The organism is Candidatus Pelagisphaera phototrophica (genome assembly GCF_014529625.1).
Taxonomy (GTDB): Bacteria; Verrucomicrobiota; Verrucomicrobiia; order Opitutales; family Opitutaceae; genus Pelagisphaera; species Pelagisphaera phototrophica.
This window is the reverse complement of the sequence record NZ_CP076039.1, coordinates 3184198-3207071: the sequence shown is the minus strand read 5'-3', so window position 1 is coordinate 3207071 and position 22874 is coordinate 3184198. Positions and strand designations below refer to the sequence as shown.

The window sequence follows — 22874 nt, the reverse complement described above, 5'->3', positions numbered from 1 at the left end:
AAGGATCGTCAGCACAAAATCAATGTTGCCCACCACGGATGTATTTTTCAGTTGCTTGCCTCTGGATGGACTGCGCGGATCATAAATTATCAAGGGGTTCAGAGCGGAAGAATCATAAGACAGCATTTCCCCTGCAGGACTTGGTCGCCACAGTGATATCCATTATCTGATGTGTAAATCACGAGGTTATTATCCGCAACGCCGGCTTCTTCTAGCTTCGCAAGAACCATGCTGATGGCGGCATCCATGCCGGAAATCAAATGGTAATACCGCCGCAAACTATCCTGATAACGACCGGGGTCCCATCCCGCCCGAAGCAAAAACTGGCGCCCCAGCTTGGCTTGGATGGGCAGGGTATAGGAAATTCAATTGTTGGGATTTTCTGATTTTGAGCGATTCCCTTGGGGTGTGTCTCAAGTTGATTTGACATATCGATCGGGTTTGAGGAGATTATGCCCTCCTGTAATTAAGAGAGCCTTAAAGAAAATTATAAGAAAATAAGTGATAAGGAATTCATTGTTATATGAAAAATTTTATTATACAATTTGATGAAAAAGTGGGATCAACTGCGATGGTACAGATTTTGGATAACTTCAAAGGCATCTCAATCATTCATCAAGATGGGTTAGGGGGATGGGAACCCTTTGATTGTCATTGTTGTGGAGAAATATCCCTGAGGCGTTTAAGGAAATGTTTCGAACTGATTTATAGCAACAATCCTTCAAGCCAGGAGTTGCTCAACTATATATATAATAAAAGTGCAACCGGCCGACTTGTAGAATTTGAAACTGCCGCACCTGTCGGTTTTAAGATGCGTTTCGGAACAAAAAGAAGAATGGCGACAGTATTAAAATTTTTTAGGAATGTACCAGTTAACAGCATTAAAAATATGGTGATTAAGATTGAAAGGAAACTTAAAAACCGGATGCTATATAAATTTCTAAAGGAATATAATATTATAGTTTTTACAGTTGTCAGGCAGGATGTCTTTCGCTGGGCTCTTTCCAAATATCATGGAGGAGACGGAATTAATAAAAACCATTTGCAGTTTGCCCTTGCTAAAGGGGAAGTGTCCAAAGAAAGTCTTGGCAAGATTCATATTGATCCAGAACGATTCAGTTCTATTCTTGACAATTGCGTAAAAAAATTTGTGATAAGTTCTTGGAGCTTCAGAGGCTAAAACGTTACGGAATCAAGGCATACCCAATTCTGTATGAGGAGTTCCTTGAGAACAAACATGCATTTTTTAAGAGGATTTTCAAGATCCTAAATGTAGATGCTGACGACAAAGCAATTGAGAAGAGCATAGGAAAGGGGACTGCCTTAAAAAAAGTTCATTCAAATGATATATCAGAATTTATAGAGAATCATGAAGAGATCATGGAAAGATTTGGAAATCGCTTTACTCCTTGGTGGGATTGAGATAGGCTGCTCCTGTTTTTTCAGTTAGAAGAGTCAAGATATTAAAAATATAAAAAGAGACCTCATTATAGCTCTAGTTTTATTTGCTTTTGCCCTGACCGGTTTGCCAAAACTCCGAGTTTTTTTTGTGGCCCATTGTATGCATTGGAATTCTGTATTCTGGCGTTGATAGGAAATATAATTGTTCATATTTGTCAGGGTTTATAAGGTAAAAACCTACAAACCGTTAGTTGAATCCATCTTTAAAACTCCCTGTTCGCTATGGAGATAAATCTACTTTATTTTATTCATTATTCATCACTCTAATATATTCATCATCTGTCTTATCATAATTTTTACGATGACAGTTAATCAATTGCTTATATCCGGTTTCCCTTCGATCATTACCCCATTGCGATGGGTCAGTCTTTGTTGTTATGTCATGTAACAACTGTAAGTTTGTAAGTATACTCTGCTCATGTCTATGATCATTAAATTCCGGGTAATTGGGCTTACCGCAAGTATTCGGAATATCTGTTATTATTCGTTCATCTTGTGCCCATTCCATTAGTGTCCTATAAAAATAAACTGAAAAGTCTGTCCTTCTAACTAATTGAAACCCGGCAACTAATTGTTTATTTTCCAAGAATTCGGGGGAATCGCAATTCATAAGAATTAAACAATCGCGCTTAGTATATACTTTTTGAAGATGATTATCTTTAAATAAGATGACTCCCTTTTCGTCGTCTCGACATACATCAAACATGTAATCGTTAAATGATCCAATAAACATAGATCCGGAATCCGAATAGAATAAAACATCATCAGTATCTAATTTAATTAAGTTTTTATATATAATGTAAGGCTTCCATAGCCAGTATCCAGCACCTCGTTGGTGTTGTAGTATATGTTTATATTTGTCTATAAACCTCGGAGATATATCTTCTAGACTATGCTCAAGTGCTTCATCAAAACCACCAATACTGATCCCGGTCTTGCTGCACATACGCTGAGAGTTATACCATATATTTTGGGCGTAGTTAATTAGTATATTTTTCATTCTAGATAGGAACTTTAATTGTTCCTATTTGATTCGGAGGGCAGGGTAAAGGTTGATTTGTTGAGTTGAAAGGAATTTTCGAGAAGAGATCCTGGGAGCGGCAAAAGGGGAGAATGCTAAAGACAACTTTGAGGCCTTTCCCAGCCTGAATGTTGGATAACTTGAAGCACTATTAGACCTTCTCGATCTCAATCACAAGGCAACAGAACCGGTGGATTCGTCTCGTAGGGCTCTGATAAGCGCTCCCGATCTTCATGAGCTAACCTTCCGGCAGTGAATACCTCGTTCGCATAGGCTATATGATCATCACCCTTTTTAGCAAAAACATACAGCCTATATACCCCGGTATCTTTAGGAGCTTTGAAAGTAATGCGGGATCCTTCTTGAGTTAGGATAAGATCCTCTAGTAGTCTTATTTCATCCTTGCTATTCGAATAAACCATCACCCCAGTACCCTCGCGAATCTCCCAATTAAGAATCGTTTCATGATCTACACCGTCTAGAAAAACAGAAGCCTCGTAAACGCGACCTTCATCCAAAGCTAAAGTAGGTCGCTCCCTTGCACGGAAATCTTCAGGCGCGTCCCAAGTCGTAGCATATAGCTCTCCCTCTTTTAAAGCAATCCCATTGAGATCTTTGATTACCGGTCTATCTAATTTTAGCGGTGATCTATCAGCATAAACACCATTCCAAACACTAGCAAGCGATCCAACAGAGTCTGTTGAAAGGTTATCGTGGAGTAAACCCCACCATGTAGTACTTTGTTCAGCCCTATCTCCCCAATAAAACGCGAAGCCTCCTACACACAAGTCTTTCCCATCTTCCAATTCACGACATCTTTCCTCAATCAGCTTACTTTTTTCAAAGCTCGTTGTCTCCTCAATCACTAGCCAGTGTGCTTGCCATCCCTGCCCCCACCAGCCTTTGATTCCCCATTCGGTACAAACTATTGGTTTTTTCCATACACTCTTCGCTTCCGAAAGTGCTTCTTTTAGGCCGCCGTAAGTGTTGATTCCAATAAAGTCCAAGTTTCCACAGTCCTCCGCGATTTCCGAAAGCTTTTCCGAATCGCTGCCCCCCACGCAGAATCCTATCGGGTGACTTGGATCAATCGACTTCACACTTCGAGATATTCTATCTAAGCTTTTCCAAGTATTTGAGTCATATTTGTAATCATTGGATGGAATGATTCCGTGTTCATTACCCAGCGACCACATCATAACACCAGGGTGTCCCTTAAGTTTTTTTACAACTTCGATTATTTTCTTTTCCTGTGCTTCAACCTGACTCTCGCAACTCCAATCCATACCATCACGCTGATACATAATTGGCAAGTTGACGAACGAGTAAAGGCCATTGTCGTATGCCTCGCTTATGAGCTCTAAATCTGCTTGGACTCTAACAGCGTTACCCCCAATTTTTTCAAACAACTCAGGACGACTGATTTTGTGATGCATTACTGCACCTCTAATAAAGAAAGTCTCGCTATCCTTCTTTAAAACCCAAGACCCTTTTTCGTTAACAAAGGCCCAATTCGGATCCTCGTTGAAATGTAGATAAAGTCCTGCTGTAAATATTACAAGGACGAATATAAAGTAAGTCTTCAAGAGCTTTTTCATTTGTTTTTTAATGAGATGAGATCTTGGGTTCTAAACTAGATGTCCAGACAGTTTTGTCGAGGATTGTTTGGTACCTATGTATACTCAAGCATCTAGCAGAAGCCAAAAACAAAACACGCTTCCCGCAGAAAAAAAGATCATCGAACAGATTTCAACTTTGTGCAAAACCACCCACATTCTTGCTCCTGCAAATATCTACCCTAGGCTCAATCTCTTCCGCTGAAAATGATGCAGTCACCATTGAATTGGACGATTTAGGTTTCAGCTGCATTGGAGACTACATTGGGAAAGTGGAAGTCTGTCATTGGCAAGTTGCTGACTCGTTGAGGGTTTGATGACTGCAATCTCTTGTTTTGAGCTTTGTTTAAGTTGTCCATTAATCTTATGTAATAGGTATTTGGATGCGTATTAAATTGTTCCAAGCTTTTCTTCCTCAGTGGTTAGTGAAAATTATTTCAAACAACCCGCAATCTCCAGAATATATTTAAAAGGTACGGTACGGCTCGGCTAAATTTGCAGGTAGGAAATTTAACGGGTCTGATTTGACCTACGGTAGAATCCTGATTCGATATCGGGTAGACTTGGTTCGTGTCGAAAGTTTCACGTTCTTTTGTTGGTGATCCATTTTATGATCTTCAAAAAAGGTGTGCCGCCGTTCTTCGTCTAAAAGAGTCACATATTCTTTGTGGGATACCAATCCGGAGCATCTGCCAAGACATCCTCGTAAAGTGTCAGTAACTTCTGCTTCAGCCGTGCCGTGACTTTGGGCCGCTGTTTTGCAATGTCCTTCTTTTGCATTGGATCAGTGCTTAAGTCATACAGAGTGAAACGACTAAAATCGCCTGCCTTGATCACTGGGATCCACGCTTCCTGGAAGGTTCTTAAACGAACGAACTCGTTCTTCAGGCGCTTGTATTCGGGGCTGGTGAAGGTTGTGTTGCTGACGCGGGAACCCAGGTCGGGCGTCGACGGATCGATACCCGCCAACCTGGCCATCTCCTGCGTCAATTCGTTTTTCCTGACCTGATTTTCAGGCAATTTGTAACTACGGTAGCCCATCAGCGTGTAATTGCCTTCCCGTAGGGTGGCTAGATGGCGTGATGAGGGGGCAAGCCAGAACATGGGTTGAGAGCGCGTAAACGTTCCTCTCTCAATCAGTAAAGGTGACAGGTCGGAGCCATCGAGGTGCACGCCCTTGGGTTTATCAACACCAGCTAAGCCGCAGATGGTAGGCAACAGATCAACCGCTCCCGATGGCGTGCTTTCAATCCGGCCGCCGCGAACGCCATCGGGCCAGAAGAAAATGCCGGGCGAACGCAAACCGCCTTGGAAATTTGACCCCTTTTTGCCGGTTAATCCGCCATTGCGATCGGCCCGGTAGCTCCCGTGGTCGGAGGAATAGATGATCAACGTGTTGTCTAGTTTGCCTGCTTCCTTGAGCTTGGCAACGAGGCGGCCAATCGCACGATCGGTATTGTCGACCGTGGCCGAGTAAATGGCGGCTTCATCCTCGGGGTCTCCATAGATCGACGTGATCTCGTCGGGTGCCGCGAGTGTGGCATGAGGCTCGTTAAACCAGATGTTCATAAAGAACGGCTCTTCGGGATTTTCCTTGGTTTCCAGCCAGTTGATCGCATCACTCACGATGATCTGGCAGGAGTAACCTTTCATCGGCCCTACCCGCTTGGCGTTACGCATAAAGTTTGTGGGATTCCTGTGACTGGGATTTGCTCCATTGGACAAGCCAAACCAGTAGTCAAAACCGTGATCCTGGAGGGAAGGCTTTTTCCGTTTACCGGAGGTTATGCCGAGGTGCCATTTGCCAAAATGAGCAGTTCCGTATCCGGCTTGCTGCAACACTTCGGCGATAGTTACTTCACTCTCCAGCAGATGCATGTCGTGCATGTGATCCTGTAAGACACCGTAAATGCCGGTGCGGAGATTCTGCCTCCCGGTAAGGAGCGTCGCCCGCGATGGCGAACAGACTGCCGCCCCAGCATGAAAGTCGGTGAACCGAACCCCCTTCGCCGCCAATTCATCGAGCACCGGCGTCTTGACCGGCCCGCCATAACAGCCGAGATCCTGTGATCCCAAATCATCCGCCAGTAGGACCACCACGTTGGGCTGTTTGGTTCTAGCAAAAATGGGGCAAACCAGAAACAGGACAAATAAATATGTGAGGATAGATTTCATGTTATTTGTTCCGTCTTTGTTAATGGTTTCCTGCATCCCCGGTGACGTGGGCGAGGATTTTGACATAGGACGCACCGGCGTTGGGCATGTTGGGATCGCGACTGCGTTTTTCTCTCCAGAGCTCGCTGACACGGGCGCGTTGATCGGATTTGAGTTTGCTCATCACGCTTTCGACGTATTGTTGGTGGCTGCTGCCTTGGTAACCCTTCGGAAGAGGGTTCTTGTCGATGCGGGCGAGGAGATCATTGTGCTTTTTGCGAGGTTTGGGAGGAGCCGTCCGAGCTGTTTCCTGCGCGGCGATCCATTCCGGACCGTCGGCCATAACGCTTTCATAGATCGCGTTGGCCTGCTTTTTCATCCGGGAAACGACCTCGGGCATTTGGGCCGCGATGTCATGCTCTTGGCTCAAATCGTTTGCGAGATCGTACAGTTGAACTCGATCGACGCCTCCCTTTTTCATGAGAGGAATCATGGCTTCATTAAAATAGAACAGGGCCCGGAATTCGTTACGGAGTCGATCTGCTTCGCGATTGGAGAATCTCCCGTTAAACATGCGAGAGCGAAGGTCCAGACCTCCCAGTTCTTTTTCGAGGCCGTCTCCGAGCGCATTTTTCGTCTGTTGCATCAGGCGGTTCGCCTTCGCCTGGTCAAAGGGGATTTGGGATGTACGCGGGGCCGAGAGAGTGTAGTTGCCCATGCGGAGCATCATGGTTGAGCCGTTCATCCAAAAGAGGGGCTGGTGGCGTTCGAAGGGGCCACTCTGGGTGAGCAGAGGCGCGAGATCGGAGCCGTCGAGTTGGATGCCCTCGGGTTTGTCGATGCCGAGAAGTCCGCAGATTGTGGGAAGGAGATCGATGGCTCCCGCAATCGTATCCTCGACGCGGCCGCCAGGGATTTTTTCTTTCCAATAGAAGATTCCAGGGACGCGGTGGCCGCCTTCGAAATGGGAGCCCTTTTTCCCTCGCAAGTTGCCGACCCGATCTTGGCGGTAGCTGCCGTTGTCGGAGGAGTAGTGAAAGATGGTGTTGTCGAGCTCGCCGCGTTTTTCGAGATGAGCGACGAGCCGCCCGATCGCACGGTCCGTGTTGTCGATTGTGCCGTTGTATATAGCGGCGGGATCGTTGAGAGCACCGTACTGGGATACAATTTCGTCTGGGGCGGCAATGACGGCGTGGGGTTCGTTAAACCAAAGGTTGAGGAAGAAGGGCTTATTGGGGTCGCGGTGGGCCTGCCCTGAGCCTGCCTGTGGTGAGCTGGTCGAACCCGTCGAAGGGTCGAGCCAAGCGATGGCCTCGTCGACGACGATCTGGCAGGAGTAGCCCTTCATGGGACCGACGGCTTTGCCGTTGCGCAGAAAGTTGACAGGGTCTTTGTGGTTGGGGTGGGCGCCGTTGACGAGGCCGAACCAGTATTCGAAGCCGTGCTCGTTCGGCGTAGGGGTATCTCTATGGTTGTTGGGCATACCCAGATGCCATTTGCCGAAGTGAGCCGTAGCATAGCCTGTGTCCCGGAGGACTTCGGCAAGGGTCGTTTCGCTCTCGAGAAGATGCATTTGGTGAAGCGATTCGTTGATGACGGAATAGACCCCTGTGCGAATGTGATGGCGGCCGGTAAGAAAGGTTGCGCGCGAGGGGGAGCAGACTGGGGCTCCGGAGTGGAAGTCGGTGAAGCGTATGCCATCGGCAGCCAATTTGTCGAGAACGGGGGTCTTGACGGGGCCCCCGTAGCATCCGATGTCGCGGTAGCCTAAGTCGTCGACGAGTAGGGTGATGACGTTTGGCTGTTTATCTTCGGCAAAACCGGGACAAACCAGCAGCAGGACGCATAAAAATCTGAGGATGGCTTTCATGTTATTTGTTCCTATATTGTTTACTTGCACGGCTTCTCATTGTGATGGATATATTCGAGAGTCTTGAGTTACGACAGGCCGCGATTTACTATTTCTGGATCAGCGAGATTCATCCCCTGGTGCTGGGTAATTGAACCTGTTCCGCTGCTTTTCGGTGAAGCTCGCCATTGGCTTCTGGAAATGCTTGCCGAGCGTCTTGCTGAATGGGATGGCCTCCGGAGTCGGCTCGCCTTCGTACAGTTAGATTCGATTCAAGTTCATTCACGAGATCTTGATACACGGTTCGGGTTCAAATTTTAATTAAACCTAAAAAGCGACTGGCCCTTGGATGGCATTTGGTCCAAGGCGGCCTGCAGTTTTTTGCGAATAACGATGTACTCGGCACCCTCGAGGGATTTTTGCTCCAGCACGTCATTCTTTACGTCGACGAGCCTACCATTGCCGTACAGTTTCCAGCGTTGGTTGCGGACAAAAATCCGGGGCGCCCCTTTTTCAGGCCGAGGCCAGTTGTAGACGAAAATAGTTTCTCTTGGATTTCCTTTCTTCCCGTGCAGTTGCGGTAGAAAGCTTTGGCCGTCGGTGGGAGACAGGGCCGTGGTGCCGATGGCCTCGGCAAGGGTCGGTTTGAAGTCAGTGAACTCGACGAGGTCGTTGGAGACTTGGCCGGCCGAAATTGTGCCGGGTTGGTAGGCGATGAGGGCGACGTGCGTTCCAGCGTCTGTGGTTTTGCCTTTGCCGCCGACAATTACTTTGTCGCCCATGTTGGACTTTATTGAGCTTTTTGTTCCGTTGTCACCTGTGACTAAAATCAGCGTTCGTTCCGCGATGCCTAGTTCTACGGTCTCGTCGACAATCTCACCGATGAGCTTGTCCATGTAGGCGACCATGTCTCCGAAGTTTTTCTGCTCGTCTTTGCTGTTGAGGTTTACGCTATCTGGCGTGGGAACGAAAGGATCGTGGACAAGCGCCATGGGATAATAAAGGAAGAAAGGCTCGTCTTTGTATTCCCTCATGCGATCGATGAGGAACTGGCTATACATGTCTGGTCCGTAAACGTCGTTACCGAACTTTTTGACTTGGCCGTCGATGGTGATGGATGGCCCCCAGAAGCGGCTACCCGACTTGTAAACCTGCCAGAGGCAGTGGCGGTCGAAGCCCATGTTTTGGGGGAGTGATCCTTTTTCGCGGATCGCATCTTCGTAGTGCTCGGCTCCATACAACTGCCATTTACCGGCGATGGCTGTTTTGTAGCCAGCGTCTTGCAGCATGTGGGCGATTGTTTTTTCGGTCTTTTTCAGGACGGAAAACGATGCGTAATTCCGCACATTGCTTAGACCAGTCATTATCTTCACCCGGCTGGGCGTGCAGACGGGGTTTGAGTAGGCGTGATTGAAACGCATGCCTCGTTCGGCCATCTTGTCGAGCACTGGGGTTTTGTAGGAAGTTCCACCATAGGCCCCATAGCATTCATATCCGATGTCGTCAGCCATGATCAGGATGATATTTGTTTTTTCAGTGCCGAGAGCCAGGCCGGGAGCGAGTAACAAGGCGAGAAGCGTGAGAGCGGGGTATGCGCGATTCATTTGGAGAAGCAGGACAAATAAAAATGTTAGGATAGGTTTTATGTTATTTGCTTGCTGCATCTTCAGTGACGTGGGCGAGCAGCTTTTTCTTTAGTCGCTTTGTTACTTTTGGACGTCGCTTGGAAATGTCGTTTTTTTGCAGCGGATCAGTGCTTAAGTCATACAGGGCGAACCGGCTTAAACCTCCCACTTTGATGATTGGAATCAATGACTCCTGAATTGGTTATATACGAACAAACTCGCTCTTCAGTCAATTGTATTCGGCGCTGGTGAAGTTGGTGTTGGTGACGCGTTGGTGCAGGCTGGGCGTTGACGGATCGATGCCAACCAATTTGGCCATCTCTTGAATCAATTCGTTTTTTCCAGCATTATTTGCAGGCAGTTTTTAGCCAGATTAATTCATGGTTTCGAAATGATCTTCACGCAAGGTAGCGAGATGACCCGATGACGGTGAAAGCCAGATCATGGGTTGCGAGCGTTCGAACGTTCTCTTGTCAATCAGCAAGGGCGACAGGTCGGCGCCATCGAGACGCACGCCTTTAGGGTTATCAATTCCTGTCAATCCGCAGATGGTGGGCAACAGATCGACCGCACTCGATGGCGTGCTTTTAATCCGGCCGCCACGAGTGCCGTCTGGCCAGAAAAAGATGCCGCGAGATCGCAAACCGCCTTGAAAATTCGAACCTTCGTTGCCGGCTAATCAGCCGTTGCGATCTGCTCGATAGCTGCTTTGGTCAAATGAAAAGATGATTATTGTGTTATCGAGATTGCCCATAGCCTTGAGTTTTGCAAAGAGGCGTTCGGTGTTGTCGACCGTGGTGGATTAGATTGCGGCTTCATCTTTGAGGTCGCCGTAGATCGATACGATTTCGTCGGGCGCGGCGAGGGTTGGCGTGTGTTCGGTCGAATGGCTAGTTGGCGGCGGGGACATCGCGTTTAAGTTTCTTTTTGCGCTGGCTGTTCTAGGGTTTGGATTTGAGCTCGCCGCCGGGGTTGGCGTGTTCTGGTCCTGCCTTATCCATTGCGGAGGCATCATGCTACGGCTGCAGGTTTCGCTGAGGTGTAGATTCGGTTTTGAAGCGGCTCCGGCGAGCGTGTCACACCAGGACATGAGGGATCAAGCTTTATACTAAGAGGTTGACGGGCCCCGTTAGGTAAATCGAAGATTGATTGACGGGCTTTTATTGTTGAAAAGAAATTTAATTGTGCCGATTTGATTCGGAGGGCAGGGGAAAGGTTGGTTTTGCACTATCATTCGTTACCTAAATACTATTCCACTAGAAAGTTTCTAGCTGCGTGGTCGACGACAAATTGATTGCGTGTGCCTTCATTTAGGAATTGATCAGCACGCTCTCTTTCAGGATCAGCCAAGAGCCGCTTGCAAGGTATTCCGGCCCACTCGCAGCTCCTTGCACAACCTTCTTTCTCCAGGAAGCTACTTGATCCACTCACCATCCAGAAGACTTTTCCTGACGGCATTAGCCGATTGATCAATTATCAGCAGAAAAGGCCAAGTGAAAACGGCTGGTTCTGCCGCAGGACCACTAGGTGGGGACCCAAGGGAATACGATGCACGGGCTGAGCGTCAGTCATTAGATTTGGCAATTGAGAAAAGGGTCAATCCGTTTATATCCTTATCCTTGGCCCGAATATCCAAGCTGAAAACACAACCGGAGAAAAACGCGTAACACAGTCATATTGTTTTCTGGGGAAGAGGATGTATGCCAGTCAATTTTTGGATTAGGTAAATTGGGAATACCCAAAGCAACGACTTTGCCAGGTCGGGAATTTGGGATAGTCGTGTAAACTTTGCCACCCAAGGGTCCACTGTAGCCAGATATGCTTTTGGGCCAATGTGTGTCGGTAACAAGGCCATGAGTTTCGCTTTAATTGAAGGAAAAGGGTGATGCTCTGGCATTCACGGGATGCGTTCCATGCAAGCAATCCGACATAGTTGGAAGTCAATCTAAGTTAGGGTCTGCAATCAGTCCTGAAATTTAATCATTGGCAGCATCTGTCGCACTAAAACAGAAGTCTCACCGCTCTTGTTAGGTGTGGATAGTGATTTGGGTGGCGGTAGCGTTGGGCCTGAAGGAGCCGTCATTTAGTCCGAATCGCCATTGGCGGGATTTTATAGACTGATTTGGGTTACCCAGTGCGCCGGCTCTGAGTTATCTTGCCCCAACCCTTAAGCCCCGAGTCTCAAGTGAAAAACCGCGGGTTTACTAGCACTGCCAAATTTATTATTGGACGCTCAACCGCGCCTCTTTCGGAGTAGTTACCGGATTGGTCCTCTGTGCGTAGATTATTTGTTCTATTTTGAGCTGCTCGGCAAAACAGTCGATGGTCTAATTTTGTCACATCAAGGGCACGAGGCTTAGAATCGGTGCCGAATTTGGATTTGGCGCATTTCCCGCTAAGAGGTTCTTTGTGAATATCGATAGGTCTCTGTTGTCGCGGCTCTTGAAAGCCGCTTTTTCATTCGGATTTATTCAAGTCGCTGCTCTAAATGCCCAAACCCTGGACGAAGCTAGAAATCTAGTGAGTGAATGGGTTGATGTGGAAAAAACCATTTCAGAGGAGAGGGCGGACTGGGAAGCGGGCCGAGTGATCATCAAGGATATGATCGCTTTGCTGGAAACGGAAAAGGAAAGTTTGACCGAGAAGATTAAAATGGCCGAGGAGGGATTGTCGGAGTCGGATAAGAAGCGCAAGGGACTTATAGAAGAGAGCGACGAATACAAGGCCGCAGTCGAGGTTCTCGGCAGTAAGATTGAAAGCGTCGAAGGGCGGGTGCTCGCGCTGCACAAGCAGTTTCCCATTCCCTTGCAAGAGGAGGTTTCCATGCTCTTCGCTCGAATTCCAAGAGAAGGGGAGGATTTTAGGTTGTCGGTTTCCCAGCGCCTGCAAAGCGTGATCGCGATTTTAAGTCAAGCGGACAAATTCAATAGTGGAGTGCAACTCGTTTCGGATATCCAGAAACTGGATTCAGGGCAGTCGGAAGTAGACATTCTGTATTTTGGCCTCGCGGGGGCCTTTTTCATGAATCGAGAAGGCACGTACGTGGGGATTGGCGTTCCTTCGGACGAGGGTTGGGTTTGGGAGGAGACTCCGGAAAGTGGAAAAGAGATTTCCTCGCTGTTTGCGGTGTACGCGGGGGAAGTTCAGGCGGAGTTTGTCACGCTCCCAGTAAAGATTAAGTAACGTGAGGGTTGGTGTTTTTATGAGAGGTATAATTTCATTTTTAGCTTGTCTGTTTATTCTCGCCATTCCCTCATTGGGAGCCTTTGAATCGGCTGTCGATTCCTTGGAGGCGTCTCTCGACAGTTCGATTAGGGAACTAGCTGAATTGCGAAAAAAGGTTGCAAGCGAAAAAGTGCCGCTATCCAAGGATTTGAATCGGCTGAGTCTGGAGGTTCGAGAATTGCGGCAAGCGTTTGAGAAGGTGTCACGAACGAGGGATGCCAAGGGATTCGACATCTCGTCTTTGGAGAACAACACCAAGCAGCGCAAGGAGGAGGTGGATTACCTTGTCAGCCTGATGACGGAATACGTGACTAATATTGAGTCTCGGGCGGATGCGGCAGAGAGGGTGCTTTATCAGGATGCGATCGATGAAACCCTATTGGCGGTGGATGACCCGAGTCTGTCTTACGAGGCGGTGATCTCTAGGCAGATTGCGGCGGTCGAGCTGGGAATGGACCGTGTCGAGTCGATTATAGGCGGACAGATTTTCGAAGGCGAAGCGGTGGTGGACTCTGGTTCTCTCGAAGCGGGTTCTTTCGTGCTTTTCGGTCCTGTCTCCTACTTCTCCAGCGGGAGTTCTAGCATGAGCGGACTGAACTTGGCGGCCAAGTCTGGTGAAGCGAGTGCCTTGCCCATCGAGGGCGAGAGCGTCGAGATTTCGGAGGTCGCTTCCAGTGGAGAAGGATCCCTGCCTTTGGATCCCACGCTCGGAAAGGCCATCGCCATCGCTTCGACCGACGAGACGGCGATCGAGCATATCCTCAAAGGAGGGGTATGGGTTTTTCCGATACTGGGATTCGCGTTCGTGTCGCTGGCGGTTTCCTTTTACAAGCTGTTCGAACTGATGGGCCACAAAGGGCTGACGGGGGATTCCTTGAGCAAGGTAATCAAAATGATTCGTTCCGGCGATCTCGCAGGAGCCAAGCATGAAGCGCATCGGATGCCTGGACCTACCGGCGCGATGATTGTGGTGGGAGTAGCTAATCATGCCGAGCCAAAGGAGCTTCTGGAAGAGATACTTCTCGAGAAGATGATATCCACGCAACCGAAGATCGAGCGCCTATTATCCATTATCGCGGTGACTGCTGCCACCGCTCCCTTGCTTGGGCTGCTTGGTACGGTGACCGGTATGATAAACACGTTCAAGCTGATCACGATTTTCGGCACGGGGGATGCGAAGTCCTTGTCAGGCGGTATTTCCGAGGCCTTGATCACAACGGAGTTCGGCTTGGTCGTCGCAATTCCGTCGCTGATTTTCCACGCGTTCCTCTCGCGTAAAGCGAGGAGCATTATGGGCGGTATGGAGAGGGTTGCGATGTCTTTCGTCAACGGGGTCAAGGCATCGACGAGTTAAGTTGAGCACTTCGAAATTGAGGCAATGACAGGATTCGTAGAAGAGGTCGTCAGTATTTGGAGCTCTGGAGGGGCTCTCATGATTCCTTTGGCGATTCTTGGGGCACTTATCTACTACACGCTATACGAGATTCTGGTCTACTTGAACGCCAATAACTATTCTGACAGTGATCCTGATCAATGGGGTCACTGGATCGATTCGCCGAGCGAGGCGAAAGGAGCGGTCGGCGATATTCTCCAATACGCCCAGCACGAAGTCCGCTCGATGCAAGACGTAAGGGACCGCTTGGCGGAAATTAGAAACGTGCATATCGGCCGTTTGAATGGGAGACTGCTTTTCGCGTCCATTTTGATTGGAACCGCCCCGCTGACGGGACTTTTGGGGACCGTGACAGGTATGTTGAGCACGTTCGGGGGCTTGGCATCCAGTTCCGCAGGCAATACGGTAGATATGGTTGCGGGGGGGATTTCCGAGGCCTTGATAACAACCCAGACCGGCCTCGTGCTAGCGATACCTGGATACGTTCTCTTAAGCATCGCCAAAAGGAAGTGCAGTCAGATGGATGCCTTCTTTACGAAGGTAGAGATCATGACCCTAAAGCGCGTCGAAAAGAAAGGGGTGCCCGAATCGCTATGAGTGTGAAACGTAGATTTTCTGCTATTGAGGAGGGAAGCGACGAAATCAACATATCGCCTCTTATCGATATGGTATTCATCCTGTTGATCTTTTTTATCGTTACGACGGTTTTCGTAGAGGAGACTGGAGTGGAGGTGAATAAGCCCCAGGCTTCCTCTGCCCAAGATTTAGAAAAAAACAGTATCCTAATTGCGATAACCGCTAATGGGAAAGTCGTGTACGGAGGCAGGGAAATCGGGCCGACAGGCGTACGTTCTACCGTCAAGCGATTGTCTCAGAAGGAAAAGATGCCGGTCATCGTTCAGGCGGATAAGACCGTGACGACGGAATTGCTTATTCGCGTTATCGATGAAGCGAAGCTGGCAGGGGCTTTGTCGGTAAACGTATCCACTGATTGATTCGATGGGTGAAGCGGCTCCAGGAGAATTGAGGTTTTCCAATGGCTACCAGCCAAGGAAACGGGGAATCGGTTTCATTAGAGCAATCGTCTACGCGATCGTCACGATCCTAGCGATTTACGTATTGCTTCCCTTTACGCAAATGCTCTCGGGAGATGGCAAGGAAGTGATCGAATATCGCGAGTTCGATATATCGCCTCCGCCTCCTCCCAGTCCGCCGGATATGGAGGAACCTCCCGAGCCCGAGGAGCAGGAGGAGCCTCCGCCGGAACTCCAAGAGCCGCCTCCGCCCCTCGATTTAGCTCAGCTGGAAATGGCGATGAACCCAGGAATTGGAGATGCTCAAGCGGCGGGGCTAGGCTTTGGCTCGCTCGAGGCTCAGCCGAATGCCCTGGCGGACCTGGAATTGTTTGACGTTAAGGATCTGGACGAACGCCCCAATCCGATCAAGCGGGTGAATATGATTCCGCCGATTCAATTTAAAAAGGAGCGACGGTCGGGAATCGTACGCCTCGAGGTAATGATCGACGAGAAAGGTTCGACCACCGTGCTTGAAATCGTCGAATCCTCTGACCCAGCCCTAGAGGGGCCCGCGATTGAAGCGGCCGAACAATGGATTTGGACGGCTCCCAAGAAAAACGGGGATCCTGTAAAAGCCCGTTATATTTTTCCAATCGGATTCAGATTTTAGATTCAAACGCTCAAATGAAAAATACTGTTCTACTTCTTTCTATAGCGTGCGGGGCCCTTTGGGTCGCCACGCCTATTGTCCACAGCGCCTCAGATGGGGTTTATCCTCTAACGGAAAACTCATGGGGCAACCCGGAATTCAAGAAGCGTTTTCTTGGCAGCTACGGTTTCGACATGGAGATCAACCCGAAGATCACTTCAGAGGAGGCGGAGCTTCTGGAGACGGTAGCGGAATTCATGAATACGGATCCGAGCGAATCTATTCGCCTGCTGGAAGAGGCCCTTACGCCCGAGACCTCGGCGGCGATTATCTACACGATAGGAAGCTTGTATTTGCAGGAAGGTGAGCTGGACAAAGCGATCGAGCACTACCGAAGAGCCATTGAACGCTTCCCCAACTTTTTCAGAGCCTACCAGAATATCGGATACGCTCTGGTTCAAAAAGGAGACTACGTTGAGGCTAAGCCCATGCTGGTTGAAGCCATTGAAATAGGTGGAGGCAACGGTACGCTCTACGGTTTGCTCGGGTATTGCTTTTTGAATACGGGTGATGCTTCGTTCGCTTTGGATTCCTACCGGCAGGCATTGCTTTTTCAGCCTGAGAGCAACGACTGGTTGCTCGGGAAGCTAAATTCTCTACTCGATACTGGGATGGTCCAAGAAGCGATTGGCATGCTTAATGACATGATTGAGAAAAACCCCTCTAATGCCAATTTCTGGATGATGCAAGCCAATGCTTTTATGGGTAAGGGCGAGTACGGAAAGGCCATTGCCAACTTGGAGCTACTCGATAGAATGGATGAAGACTCGTCGCGTAGCCTGGCCTTGCTGGGGGACCTGCTTTTGAACGAGGACCTGCCGCAACTGGCTGTAGAGCGCTATAGAAAAGCGGCTGGTTTCTCCGACTTGGAAGCCAGCAAGCTTATCAGGATGGCAGAAGGTCTGGGAGCTCGTAGTGCCTACAGCGAAGCGATTGAACTCGTGGACGAAATAGAGTCTGGGGGAGCGACGATATCCCCAGAGGAAGAATTGATGATTTTGAATCTAAAGGCTGAAGCCTCGATCGCCTTGGGTCGGGTTGATGAAGCGGCCCGCATCTTGGAGTCCATCGTCGCCCAAGACCCGCTCAATGGGAAAGCCTTGATAGGCCTGGGTGATTACTATCGGAGCAAGGAGGACTTGGAGAACGCCATGATCCAATACGAGCGTGCTTCGAAAGTAAAAGGGTTCGAGTCCAAAGGACTCGTCGCCTTAGCTCGCGTTGAGGTGACGTTAAGGGATTACGCGAGCGCGGTTTCGCGATTAAAGCGCGCCAACGCCCTGGATCCGAAGGAATATCTCGAAGACTATATCCGTCGACTGGAAGCGGTGCTACGTTCCAGCTGACGAATTCGACCGACTGCTTGATTTAAGCCTCGAGCGACCTTGCCGTTCTGAAATTGGGCGAAGGTCGGAAACTGATACCGCACATGGCTGACCACTATCTAGACAAATCGATTACGTACAACCGCTGGGACCGCAGTTACGAGCCAAGGCTCAGCATCCAGTCTGGCGATACGGTGACCATTGAAATGAATGACGCCAGCGACGGGCAGCTATCGAAGGAGTCGACCGCGACCGATTGGGAAAAAGCCGACAAGATGAGGGTTCATGGTCTCACTGGGCCGATTGAGGTAGCTGGAGCGGGCAAGGGCGATCGCCTCAAGATAGATATCATCGATTACGAGCACGAACATTGGGCATGGACGAGCATCATTCCGGGTTTGGGCTTGCTGGATACCGAGTTCGACGAAGTCTTTCTGCAGATTTGGGAATTGGGTGAGACGCAAACGTGCTCCATGCCAGGCCTCACTTTGGACCTGAATCCATTTTGCGGCATCATCGGCGTGCAACGAGAAGCTCTGGGCGAGTTTCGCACTCGCCCTCCTGGCGCCTTCGGCGGCAACATGGATGTGAAGCACTTGGTGGCCGGATCGACGCTGCATTTGCCGGTTTTCGTTCCAGGAGCAGGATTGTGTGCCGGCGACTGCCATGCGGCTCAAGGCGATGGGGAAGTGAGCATCAATGGGATGGAAGCTCCGATGAAGGTGACTTTGAGAGTGGAGCTAATTAAAGACGCTCCGTTAGAATCTCCGTACTTGATTACTCCGGGAGAATTGGTATCGCCCCGCTATAGTGCGAAGCCGATTCATGCGTTCATCGAATCTGGCGAGGACCCTCGAGAGTTGTGCAAAAATGTAGTGAGAAGAGCGATCCGATACTTGCAGGAGCGCGTTGGCCTGACGCGCCAGCAAGCCTATGTGACCTGCTCTGTTGTCTTGGACTTGAAAGTTAGCCAGTTGGTGAATACTCCTACGACGACGATTACAGGATATTTACCCGACGCTATTTTCGATTGAAAAAGGATTTTCTGCCTGCTCCAACGAGAGAGTAAAGCGAGTTGGGTAAGTGAAGGTTTTCCAGAGGGCCTCATGATGCAGCCTCGATGATCTGCAAGGGCAAATCTGAAAGCGGATCCCGGTAAAGGATCTGTATTCCGGTGGACGCTCTGTTTTCGGCGTATATGGGAAGTGTGAATATTGGAAGGCGGGCGAGGCTTCCTGGACTGGTCAGATTCAGTAGCTCGCCGCGATAGGAATCCGTGTGCTCGCTAGCTGAAATGGCCGAGGTCCAACTGGCAGGAAGCGTGATGAAGTCGTATTCCTGGAACGCCGCTTGAAAAAAGGATTCGATTTTCGATTCGCCTGCGCGAGCCTCGACGAGGTCTTCGTCCGTCCAGTCTTTTGCTCGGGCGATTCGTTGCCAGACCGCTGGGTCGTATTGATTCTTTCGCGTTTCTATCCAGGCCTTGTGGGCTTCGAGTGCTTCGCTGCTTTGAAGCACGCTAAAATGTCGGGCTGCTCGATAGGACGCGTTCTCGAAAGCGTCTGAAAAGGTTTTGTCGCTCGAGACCCGAAGCTTTGAAAACGTATCCAATAAACAGTTTTCGAAGTCGGAATGTCTAAGCCTATCTCTATCGGTAAGGTCCAGCCCTTTGAGCGTCCGCGTTTCGCTTTTCGGAGTTATTAGGGCGGAAAAGGAGGCTATTGAATCTTCGGCCCGGGCACAAAACCAACCCGCAGTGTCGAAACTGGAGGCTAGTGGGAAGCACCCATTTCTAGACCAAGCATTTGGATTAAAGCGAAAGCCGAAAAGACCGCACCAGGCTGCGGGAACGCGAATGGATCCCCCGGTATCGGTGCCAAATGCGATGGGGGCTATGCCTTTGGCTACGCCCCAGGCAGACCCACTGCTAGATCCGCCAGAGAGGGCCTTGGACCGGAAGGGGTGGGGACAGTTTCCGTAGTGAAGATTTTCTCCAGAGAGACCATAGGCGAACTCGTTTAACTGCGTTTTCCCTCCAAAGACTGCTCCTTGCCGTCGGAGGTCGATGGACGCAGCGGATTCTTCATGAGGCCCCGGTCGGACCTCCTCCAGAAAGGCAGATGAGGCTGTCGTGGGCGTATTTGGGAAATCGAATAGGTCCTTTAGCAGGTAAGGAACTCCAGAGAGCGGGCGATTGGAACTGGATATTGACCGAGAGAAGGCTTTCTTGAGATACTGTAGATCGGGTATGTAGCTGAAAACGCTGGTTCTAATGGCTTCGGGAATTTGCTGGAGAGTGGACCAATAGGTCTCGGCGGATTTCTCTGGGTTTTCGGCCGATAAGGCTTTCCATTCCGCTATTGAGCGAGTGGCGTTCATTGGCGCATTGCAGGATAAGCTGGTTGAGATACGAATCAATCGGTTGGCCCGTTCGCCCGCCTAGGCGATCTAAGCTCGTTGGCGAATAGAACGGAGCGATCGGTTATTTCGTCGATCCTTCCGCCTTCTTTCCGATTCAGCAAATTGCCATCGGAATCGAAATAGCGAATTTCTAATCGGCGATTGTCGAGGGGACCTTTGAAATCGAGCGTGACGAAGTTGCGTTGACCGACGCGGTCTACTTCCGCTTCGTCGAATATATCGTAGCGGGCGCCGTTTTTTGCCGGACCGCTCCAGGCTCCAGCGGTCAAGGGAGATGAAGTGATTTCGTGAAAGAGGTAGGTCTCGCCTGGTTTGCCGGCTTTTCCAGGAACTCCAGGATTTCCTCGGCCGATGTATTCCATTCGGTTGACTTCCCCATGGTGTACATCGCCAGTTAGAAAGATCACGCCATCGATTCCCTCCTCGACGATTCGGTCGATCAGGTAATTCCATTCATCCGGGAAGTTCCGATAGTGATGGGGGTTGCTGTCTTCGCTCAAGACTTGATTGCCGACGCAAATGATATTGAAGCGGGCGGGGTAGCTTTTGCCATCGTCCGACATTTGGCTTTGGGCCCAGGCCAGATGTTCAATAAGCCAGTCCGCTTGATCTCGTCCCAGCATGCTTTTGGGCTTGCCGAAGGCTTCCGGCTTGGAGACGGAGGTGGTGAGATAACTTCGATTGTCCAGTAAGTAGAAGTTCGCGTCCCCCCAGTTAAAATAGGTAAAGATTCCGGGTGTTTCTGGCATCCCAGAACTTGGATTTCCCCAAAATAGATCGAAGATTTCCTTGGCGACGCTCTTTTGAGGATAGGAGCTGCCGATGTCGTTTGGCCCGTAGTCATGGTCGTCCCATACCGCGAAGTGGTGGGCACTTGTTAAGAGGGCCCGCAGCTCCGGGATCGAGCGGTCATGCGTCCAACGGTGGATCATGCCGGAGCGATTCTCGAAGTCGTTTTCCCGGTAGTACACCGCGTCCCCGAGCCAAAGCATCAGATCTGGCTGCGTCTCGTAAATCGACTCGAAGATGCGATAGGCATCTCCGTAGGGTGTTCCGCCTTCGCGATCGTAGCCTTCTTCGTTGATGTAGGCACAACTTCCTGCGGCGATGCGAAAATCGAATATGCTGTGAGAGGACTCCTCTTCGGGGACGAAACGCCAGCGGGGTTTCGCCTGGAAAGTCATCGGAATTTCTTCTCCGGCTCTGTGCCCCTGTCGAAAATACAATTCCTGAGGGACGCCGTCCACAAAGACCTGGTAGCGATAGCGTTGGCCTGGCTCAATTCCTTCCGTAACTCGTAACTTGGCTACCCCTGCGGTTTCCAGCGAGGTTGCCACGGGGGCCGAGACGAAGGACTGATTTGGGTCGCCATCTTCCGGCCAATATTCGATGTGAACGGTAGCCGGCTCGGACGTTTGGGCCCAAACGAGTACTTCATTGATGGCACTTGCCGCGGGCATCGGGCCGTTAATCAGTTTTGGAGCAGCGCGGGAGGCGAGTCCGCCCAGGGATACTATAATGAGGGTAATCCGAAGGAGGGAAAATATATTTAGCTTTGCCATGGCACAGGCTTGCGGAAACGCAAGAATCGGGCCAACTTGGCCTTGTCTTGAAGGTAAATCCATCTAGCGACGCTTTCTCCTCAGTGATTCAGGTCAAGAGCTGATATGCGGGCAAGCGGCACGTTCTATGCTTTAGGCAAAAGGATGAAAAGCGGGGCGATCGAAAACATGCCTTCCTACGAAATTGACTTCGCAGGGAAGGGGGAGGGAGCCCCTGTCGGATTGGATCAGTTCGATCATCTGGGAGCCTACAAAAAGCTGGGACCCATTTACAGCGTTGAGTTCAGAGGCGAGCCCTGGGTTTGTATTGGCGGTTTGGAGGCGAATGCCGCCGCTTGGAAGAACCCCGATATTTGGAATTACCACGAAGCCCTTAAGCCGTTTCGAGAGGTCATGGGCGATCGGCACGTTACCCAATTGGATGGAGAAGTCCACCGTGCGAAGCGCAAGCAGCTTAAGCCGGGTTTCGGAATGGGAGCCATCGCTCGCTGGATACCTGCGATCGACGGGATCGTCCGGTCCGAGCTCGAGCGATTGGCTGGGGCCGAGAGCTCTCTCCATTCGTTTTTCATGACCACTCTGACCTTGGCGAATGCGTCTACCTTGCTGAAGACCGAGTTGAGTGCGGAGGAAGTGGACACTTTCATCCGGTTCGAGGAAACCTTTATCAACTCGACTGTAATGTCGGATAAGGATCGAGCGTCTTTTTACGCTGACCCCTTATTCGTAGAGGACAGAAGAATCGTATTCGATTTCCTGAAACACGAAATTGAAGAGCGCCTTGCGGGGAAGGAGGTAAACGACAATTTCTCCCAAGTCGTCGAGCGAACGGCAATCGAGGGGGAAGCCCCTGATATGCAGGAGCTGGTTTCCGAGGCCTACCTCCTTCTCATGGCTGGAAATGGGAATACTTCGAAGCTCTTGAATTGCGGCCTTCAGCATATTCTCAGCGATAGCGATTGGCTGGATGTGATGCGCCGAGAATTGGAATCTTATTCCGCAGATTCATTCGTGGAGGGTATGAAGCGCTTTCCTGTGCTAAAAGCTACGATCGCCGAGATCGAGCGCCTCTTTCCTGCGGCCCCGGTTTTGTCGCGAGTAGTTGCTAAGCCATTCGAATTTAAAGGCTTCGTGCTGGAGGAGGGAACGAAGGTGCTGCACATGCAGACAATCGCCCATTTTTTGGATGAGGTCTATGAGGAGCCCTATCGATTCAAGCCACAGAGGTGGCTCGAGAACGATTATTCGAAAAAGGCCCAAGGGACTTTCGGTGGAAGCACTCACATCTGTCTGGGCATAAATCTCGTTCGTGTCCATATGCCCATCGTCTTGGCCAATATCGTGAGCAACTACGATCTGGCCTTTAAGTCGGCACCGGATATCCGATTGAATTTCAATTACGGCGTGCCGCAAGTGGCGGATTTGAGAGGCTCCTTCAGGAGACGCTAATTTGTCGCAGGTGAAGGCCAGGGCGGTAGCGGCGGAGCCTTTTTCAGT

At 49.9% G+C, this 22874-nt stretch carries 20 protein-coding genes; 10 read left to right on the top strand and 10 right to left on the bottom strand.

All coding sequences use genetic code 11. The features are described from left to right. Window positions 1–98 precede the first annotated feature (98 nt). A complete protein-coding gene (locus GA004_RS18260; protein WP_425492937.1) occupies window positions 99–278 on the bottom strand; it encodes a sulfatase-like hydrolase/transferase in 180 nt (59 codons plus the stop codon). 245 nt (window positions 279–523) lie between these two features. Here GA004_RS18260 and GA004_RS13785 point away from each other — a divergent pair, with 245 nt between their 5' ends. Then, window positions 524–1180, top strand: coding sequence for a hypothetical protein (locus GA004_RS13785; RefSeq protein ID WP_283394456.1), 657 nt, complete (start codon window positions 524–526; stop codon window positions 1178–1180). Then, complete coding sequence (locus tag GA004_RS13780) at window positions 1162–1422, top strand: hypothetical protein (protein WP_283394455.1); 261 nt, start codon at window positions 1162–1164, stop codon at window positions 1420–1422. Before GA004_RS13785 ends, GA004_RS13780 begins: the two co-directional genes overlap by 19 nt. A gap of 283 nt (window positions 1423–1705) precedes the next feature. Here GA004_RS13780 and GA004_RS13775 read toward each other — a convergent pair whose 3' ends face one another. From GA004_RS13775 to GA004_RS13745, 7 genes are all read right to left on the bottom strand, one after another. Beyond that, a complete protein-coding gene (locus GA004_RS13775) occupies window positions 1706–2461 on the bottom strand; it encodes a hypothetical protein (RefSeq protein WP_283394454.1) in 756 nt (251 codons plus the stop codon). A gap of 188 nt (window positions 2462–2649) precedes the next feature. After that, window positions 2650–4080 (bottom strand): glycoside hydrolase family 2 TIM barrel-domain containing protein, encoded by a 1431-nt coding sequence (locus GA004_RS13770; protein ID WP_283394453.1) that lies wholly within the window; start codon window positions 4078–4080, stop codon window positions 2650–2652. Window positions 4081–4752: 672 nt separating this feature from the next. After that, window positions 4753–6273 (bottom strand): sulfatase family protein, encoded by a 1521-nt coding sequence (locus GA004_RS13765; protein ID WP_283394452.1) that lies wholly within the window; start codon window positions 6271–6273, stop codon window positions 4753–4755. A gap of 19 nt (window positions 6274–6292) precedes the next feature. Beyond that, a complete protein-coding gene (locus tag GA004_RS13760; protein ID WP_283394451.1) occupies window positions 6293–8122 on the bottom strand; it encodes a sulfatase-like hydrolase/transferase in 1830 nt (609 codons plus the stop codon). Window positions 8123–8418: 296 nt separating this feature from the next. After that, window positions 8419–9705: a sulfatase family protein gene (locus GA004_RS13755; RefSeq protein ID WP_283394450.1), complete on the bottom strand. Its 1287-nt coding sequence runs from the start codon at window positions 9703–9705 to the stop codon at window positions 8419–8421. Between the two features lie 394 nt (window positions 9706–10099). Beyond that, window positions 10100–10369 carry an alkaline phosphatase family protein gene (locus tag GA004_RS13750; protein ID WP_283394449.1) on the bottom strand — a complete coding sequence of 90 codons (270 nt, stop codon included), beginning with the start codon at window positions 10367–10369 and terminating at the stop codon, window positions 10100–10102. Between the two features lie 159 nt (window positions 10370–10528). Next, on the bottom strand, window positions 10529–10816 hold the full coding sequence (locus GA004_RS13745) for a superantigen-like protein SSL4 (protein ID WP_283394448.1): 288 nt from the start codon (window positions 10814–10816) through the stop codon (window positions 10529–10531). A 1319-nt stretch (window positions 10817–12135) separates the two neighbouring features. Here GA004_RS13745 and GA004_RS13740 point away from each other — a divergent pair. From GA004_RS13740 to GA004_RS13710, 7 genes are all read left to right on the top strand, one after another. Continuing rightward, window positions 12136–12909: a DUF3450 family protein gene (locus GA004_RS13740; RefSeq protein WP_283394447.1), complete on the top strand. Its 774-nt coding sequence runs from the start codon at window positions 12136–12138 to the stop codon at window positions 12907–12909. 19 nt (window positions 12910–12928) lie between these two features. Further along, window positions 12929–14305, top strand: coding sequence for a MotA/TolQ/ExbB proton channel family protein (locus GA004_RS13735; protein WP_283394446.1), 1377 nt, complete (start codon window positions 12929–12931; stop codon window positions 14303–14305). Window positions 14306–14329: 24 nt separating this feature from the next. Then, window positions 14330–14941, top strand: coding sequence for a MotA/TolQ/ExbB proton channel family protein (locus GA004_RS13730; protein ID WP_283394445.1), 612 nt, complete (start codon window positions 14330–14332; stop codon window positions 14939–14941). Continuing rightward, window positions 14938–15339, top strand: a complete 402-nt coding sequence (locus tag GA004_RS13725) for an ExbD/TolR family protein (RefSeq protein WP_343218806.1) — start codon at window positions 14938–14940, stop codon at window positions 15337–15339. The genes GA004_RS13730 and GA004_RS13725 overlap by 4 nt, the downstream gene beginning before the upstream one ends. Window positions 15340–15343: 4 nt before the next feature. Further along, entirely contained in the window at window positions 15344–16030 is a 687-nt protein-coding gene (locus tag GA004_RS13720) for an energy transducer TonB (protein WP_283394443.1), read from the top strand. A gap of 14 nt (window positions 16031–16044) precedes the next feature. Beyond that, entirely contained in the window at window positions 16045–17415 is a 1371-nt protein-coding gene (locus GA004_RS13715; protein ID WP_283394442.1) for a tetratricopeptide repeat protein, read from the top strand. 83 nt (window positions 17416–17498) lie between these two features. Then, on the top strand, window positions 17499–18428 hold the full coding sequence (locus GA004_RS13710) for an acetamidase/formamidase family protein (RefSeq protein ID WP_283394441.1): 930 nt from the start codon (window positions 17499–17501) through the stop codon (window positions 18426–18428). A 70-nt stretch (window positions 18429–18498) separates the two neighbouring features. Here the strand turns inward: GA004_RS13710 and GA004_RS13705 are convergent, their stop codons facing one another. Both GA004_RS13705 and GA004_RS13700 read right to left on the bottom strand, forming a co-directional pair. Then, a complete protein-coding gene (locus GA004_RS13705; protein WP_283394440.1) occupies window positions 18499–19773 on the bottom strand; it encodes an amidase family protein in 1275 nt (424 codons plus the stop codon). Window positions 19774–19808: 35 nt separating this feature from the next. Beyond that, window positions 19809–21377 (bottom strand): alkaline phosphatase D family protein, encoded by a 1569-nt coding sequence (locus tag GA004_RS13700; RefSeq protein ID WP_283394439.1) that lies wholly within the window; start codon window positions 21375–21377, stop codon window positions 19809–19811. Window positions 21378–21521: 144 nt separating this feature from the next. On the opposite strand from GA004_RS13700, the gene GA004_RS13695 reads away from it, so the two are divergent. Further along, on the top strand, window positions 21522–22826 hold the full coding sequence (locus tag GA004_RS13695) for a cytochrome P450 (RefSeq protein WP_283394438.1): 1305 nt from the start codon (window positions 21522–21524) through the stop codon (window positions 22824–22826). Window positions 22827–22874 lie beyond the last annotated feature (48 nt).

Bases quoted from the DNA above. Each gene is read 5' to 3' on its own strand.
- GA004_RS13745 (WP_283394448.1), bottom strand. From the start codon at position 10,816: ATGTCCTGGTGTGACACGCTCGCCGGAGCCGCTTCAAAACCGAATCTA.
- GA004_RS13770 (WP_283394453.1), bottom strand. From the start codon at position 4,080: ATGAAAAAGCTCTTGAAGACTTACTTTATATTCGTCCTTGTAATATTT.
- GA004_RS13705 (WP_283394440.1), bottom strand. From the start codon at position 19,773: ATGAACGCCACTCGCTCAATAGCGGAATGGAAAGCCTTATCGGCCGAA.
- GA004_RS13735 (WP_283394446.1), top strand. From the start codon at position 12,929: ATGAGAGGTATAATTTCATTTTTAGCTTGTCTGTTTATTCTCGCCATT.
- GA004_RS13785 (WP_283394456.1), top strand. From the start codon at position 524: ATGAAAAATTTTATTATACAATTTGATGAAAAAGTGGGATCAACTGCG.
- GA004_RS13765 (WP_283394452.1), bottom strand. From the start codon at position 6,273: ATGAAATCTATCCTCACATATTTATTTGTCCTGTTTCTGGTTTGCCCC.
- GA004_RS13725 (WP_343218806.1), top strand. From the start codon at position 14,938: ATGAGTGTGAAACGTAGATTTTCTGCTATTGAGGAGGGAAGCGACGAA.
- GA004_RS13715 (WP_283394442.1), top strand. From the start codon at position 16,045: ATGAAAAATACTGTTCTACTTCTTTCTATAGCGTGCGGGGCCCTTTGG.
- GA004_RS13730 (WP_283394445.1), top strand. From the start codon at position 14,330: ATGACAGGATTCGTAGAAGAGGTCGTCAGTATTTGGAGCTCTGGAGGG.
- GA004_RS13710 (WP_283394441.1), top strand. From the start codon at position 17,499: ATGGCTGACCACTATCTAGACAAATCGATTACGTACAACCGCTGGGAC.
- GA004_RS13760 (WP_283394451.1), bottom strand. From the start codon at position 8,122: ATGAAAGCCATCCTCAGATTTTTATGCGTCCTGCTGCTGGTTTGTCCC.
- GA004_RS13700 (WP_283394439.1), bottom strand. From the start codon at position 21,377: ATGGCAAAGCTAAATATATTTTCCCTCCTTCGGATTACCCTCATTATA.
- GA004_RS13755 (WP_283394450.1), bottom strand. From the start codon at position 9,705: ATGAATCGCGCATACCCCGCTCTCACGCTTCTCGCCTTGTTACTCGCT.
- GA004_RS13695 (WP_283394438.1), top strand. From the start codon at position 21,522: ATGAAAAGCGGGGCGATCGAAAACATGCCTTCCTACGAAATTGACTTC.
- GA004_RS13720 (WP_283394443.1), top strand. From the start codon at position 15,344: ATGGGTGAAGCGGCTCCAGGAGAATTGAGGTTTTCCAATGGCTACCAG.
- GA004_RS13775 (WP_283394454.1), bottom strand. From the start codon at position 2,461: ATGAAAAATATACTAATTAACTACGCCCAAAATATATGGTATAACTCT.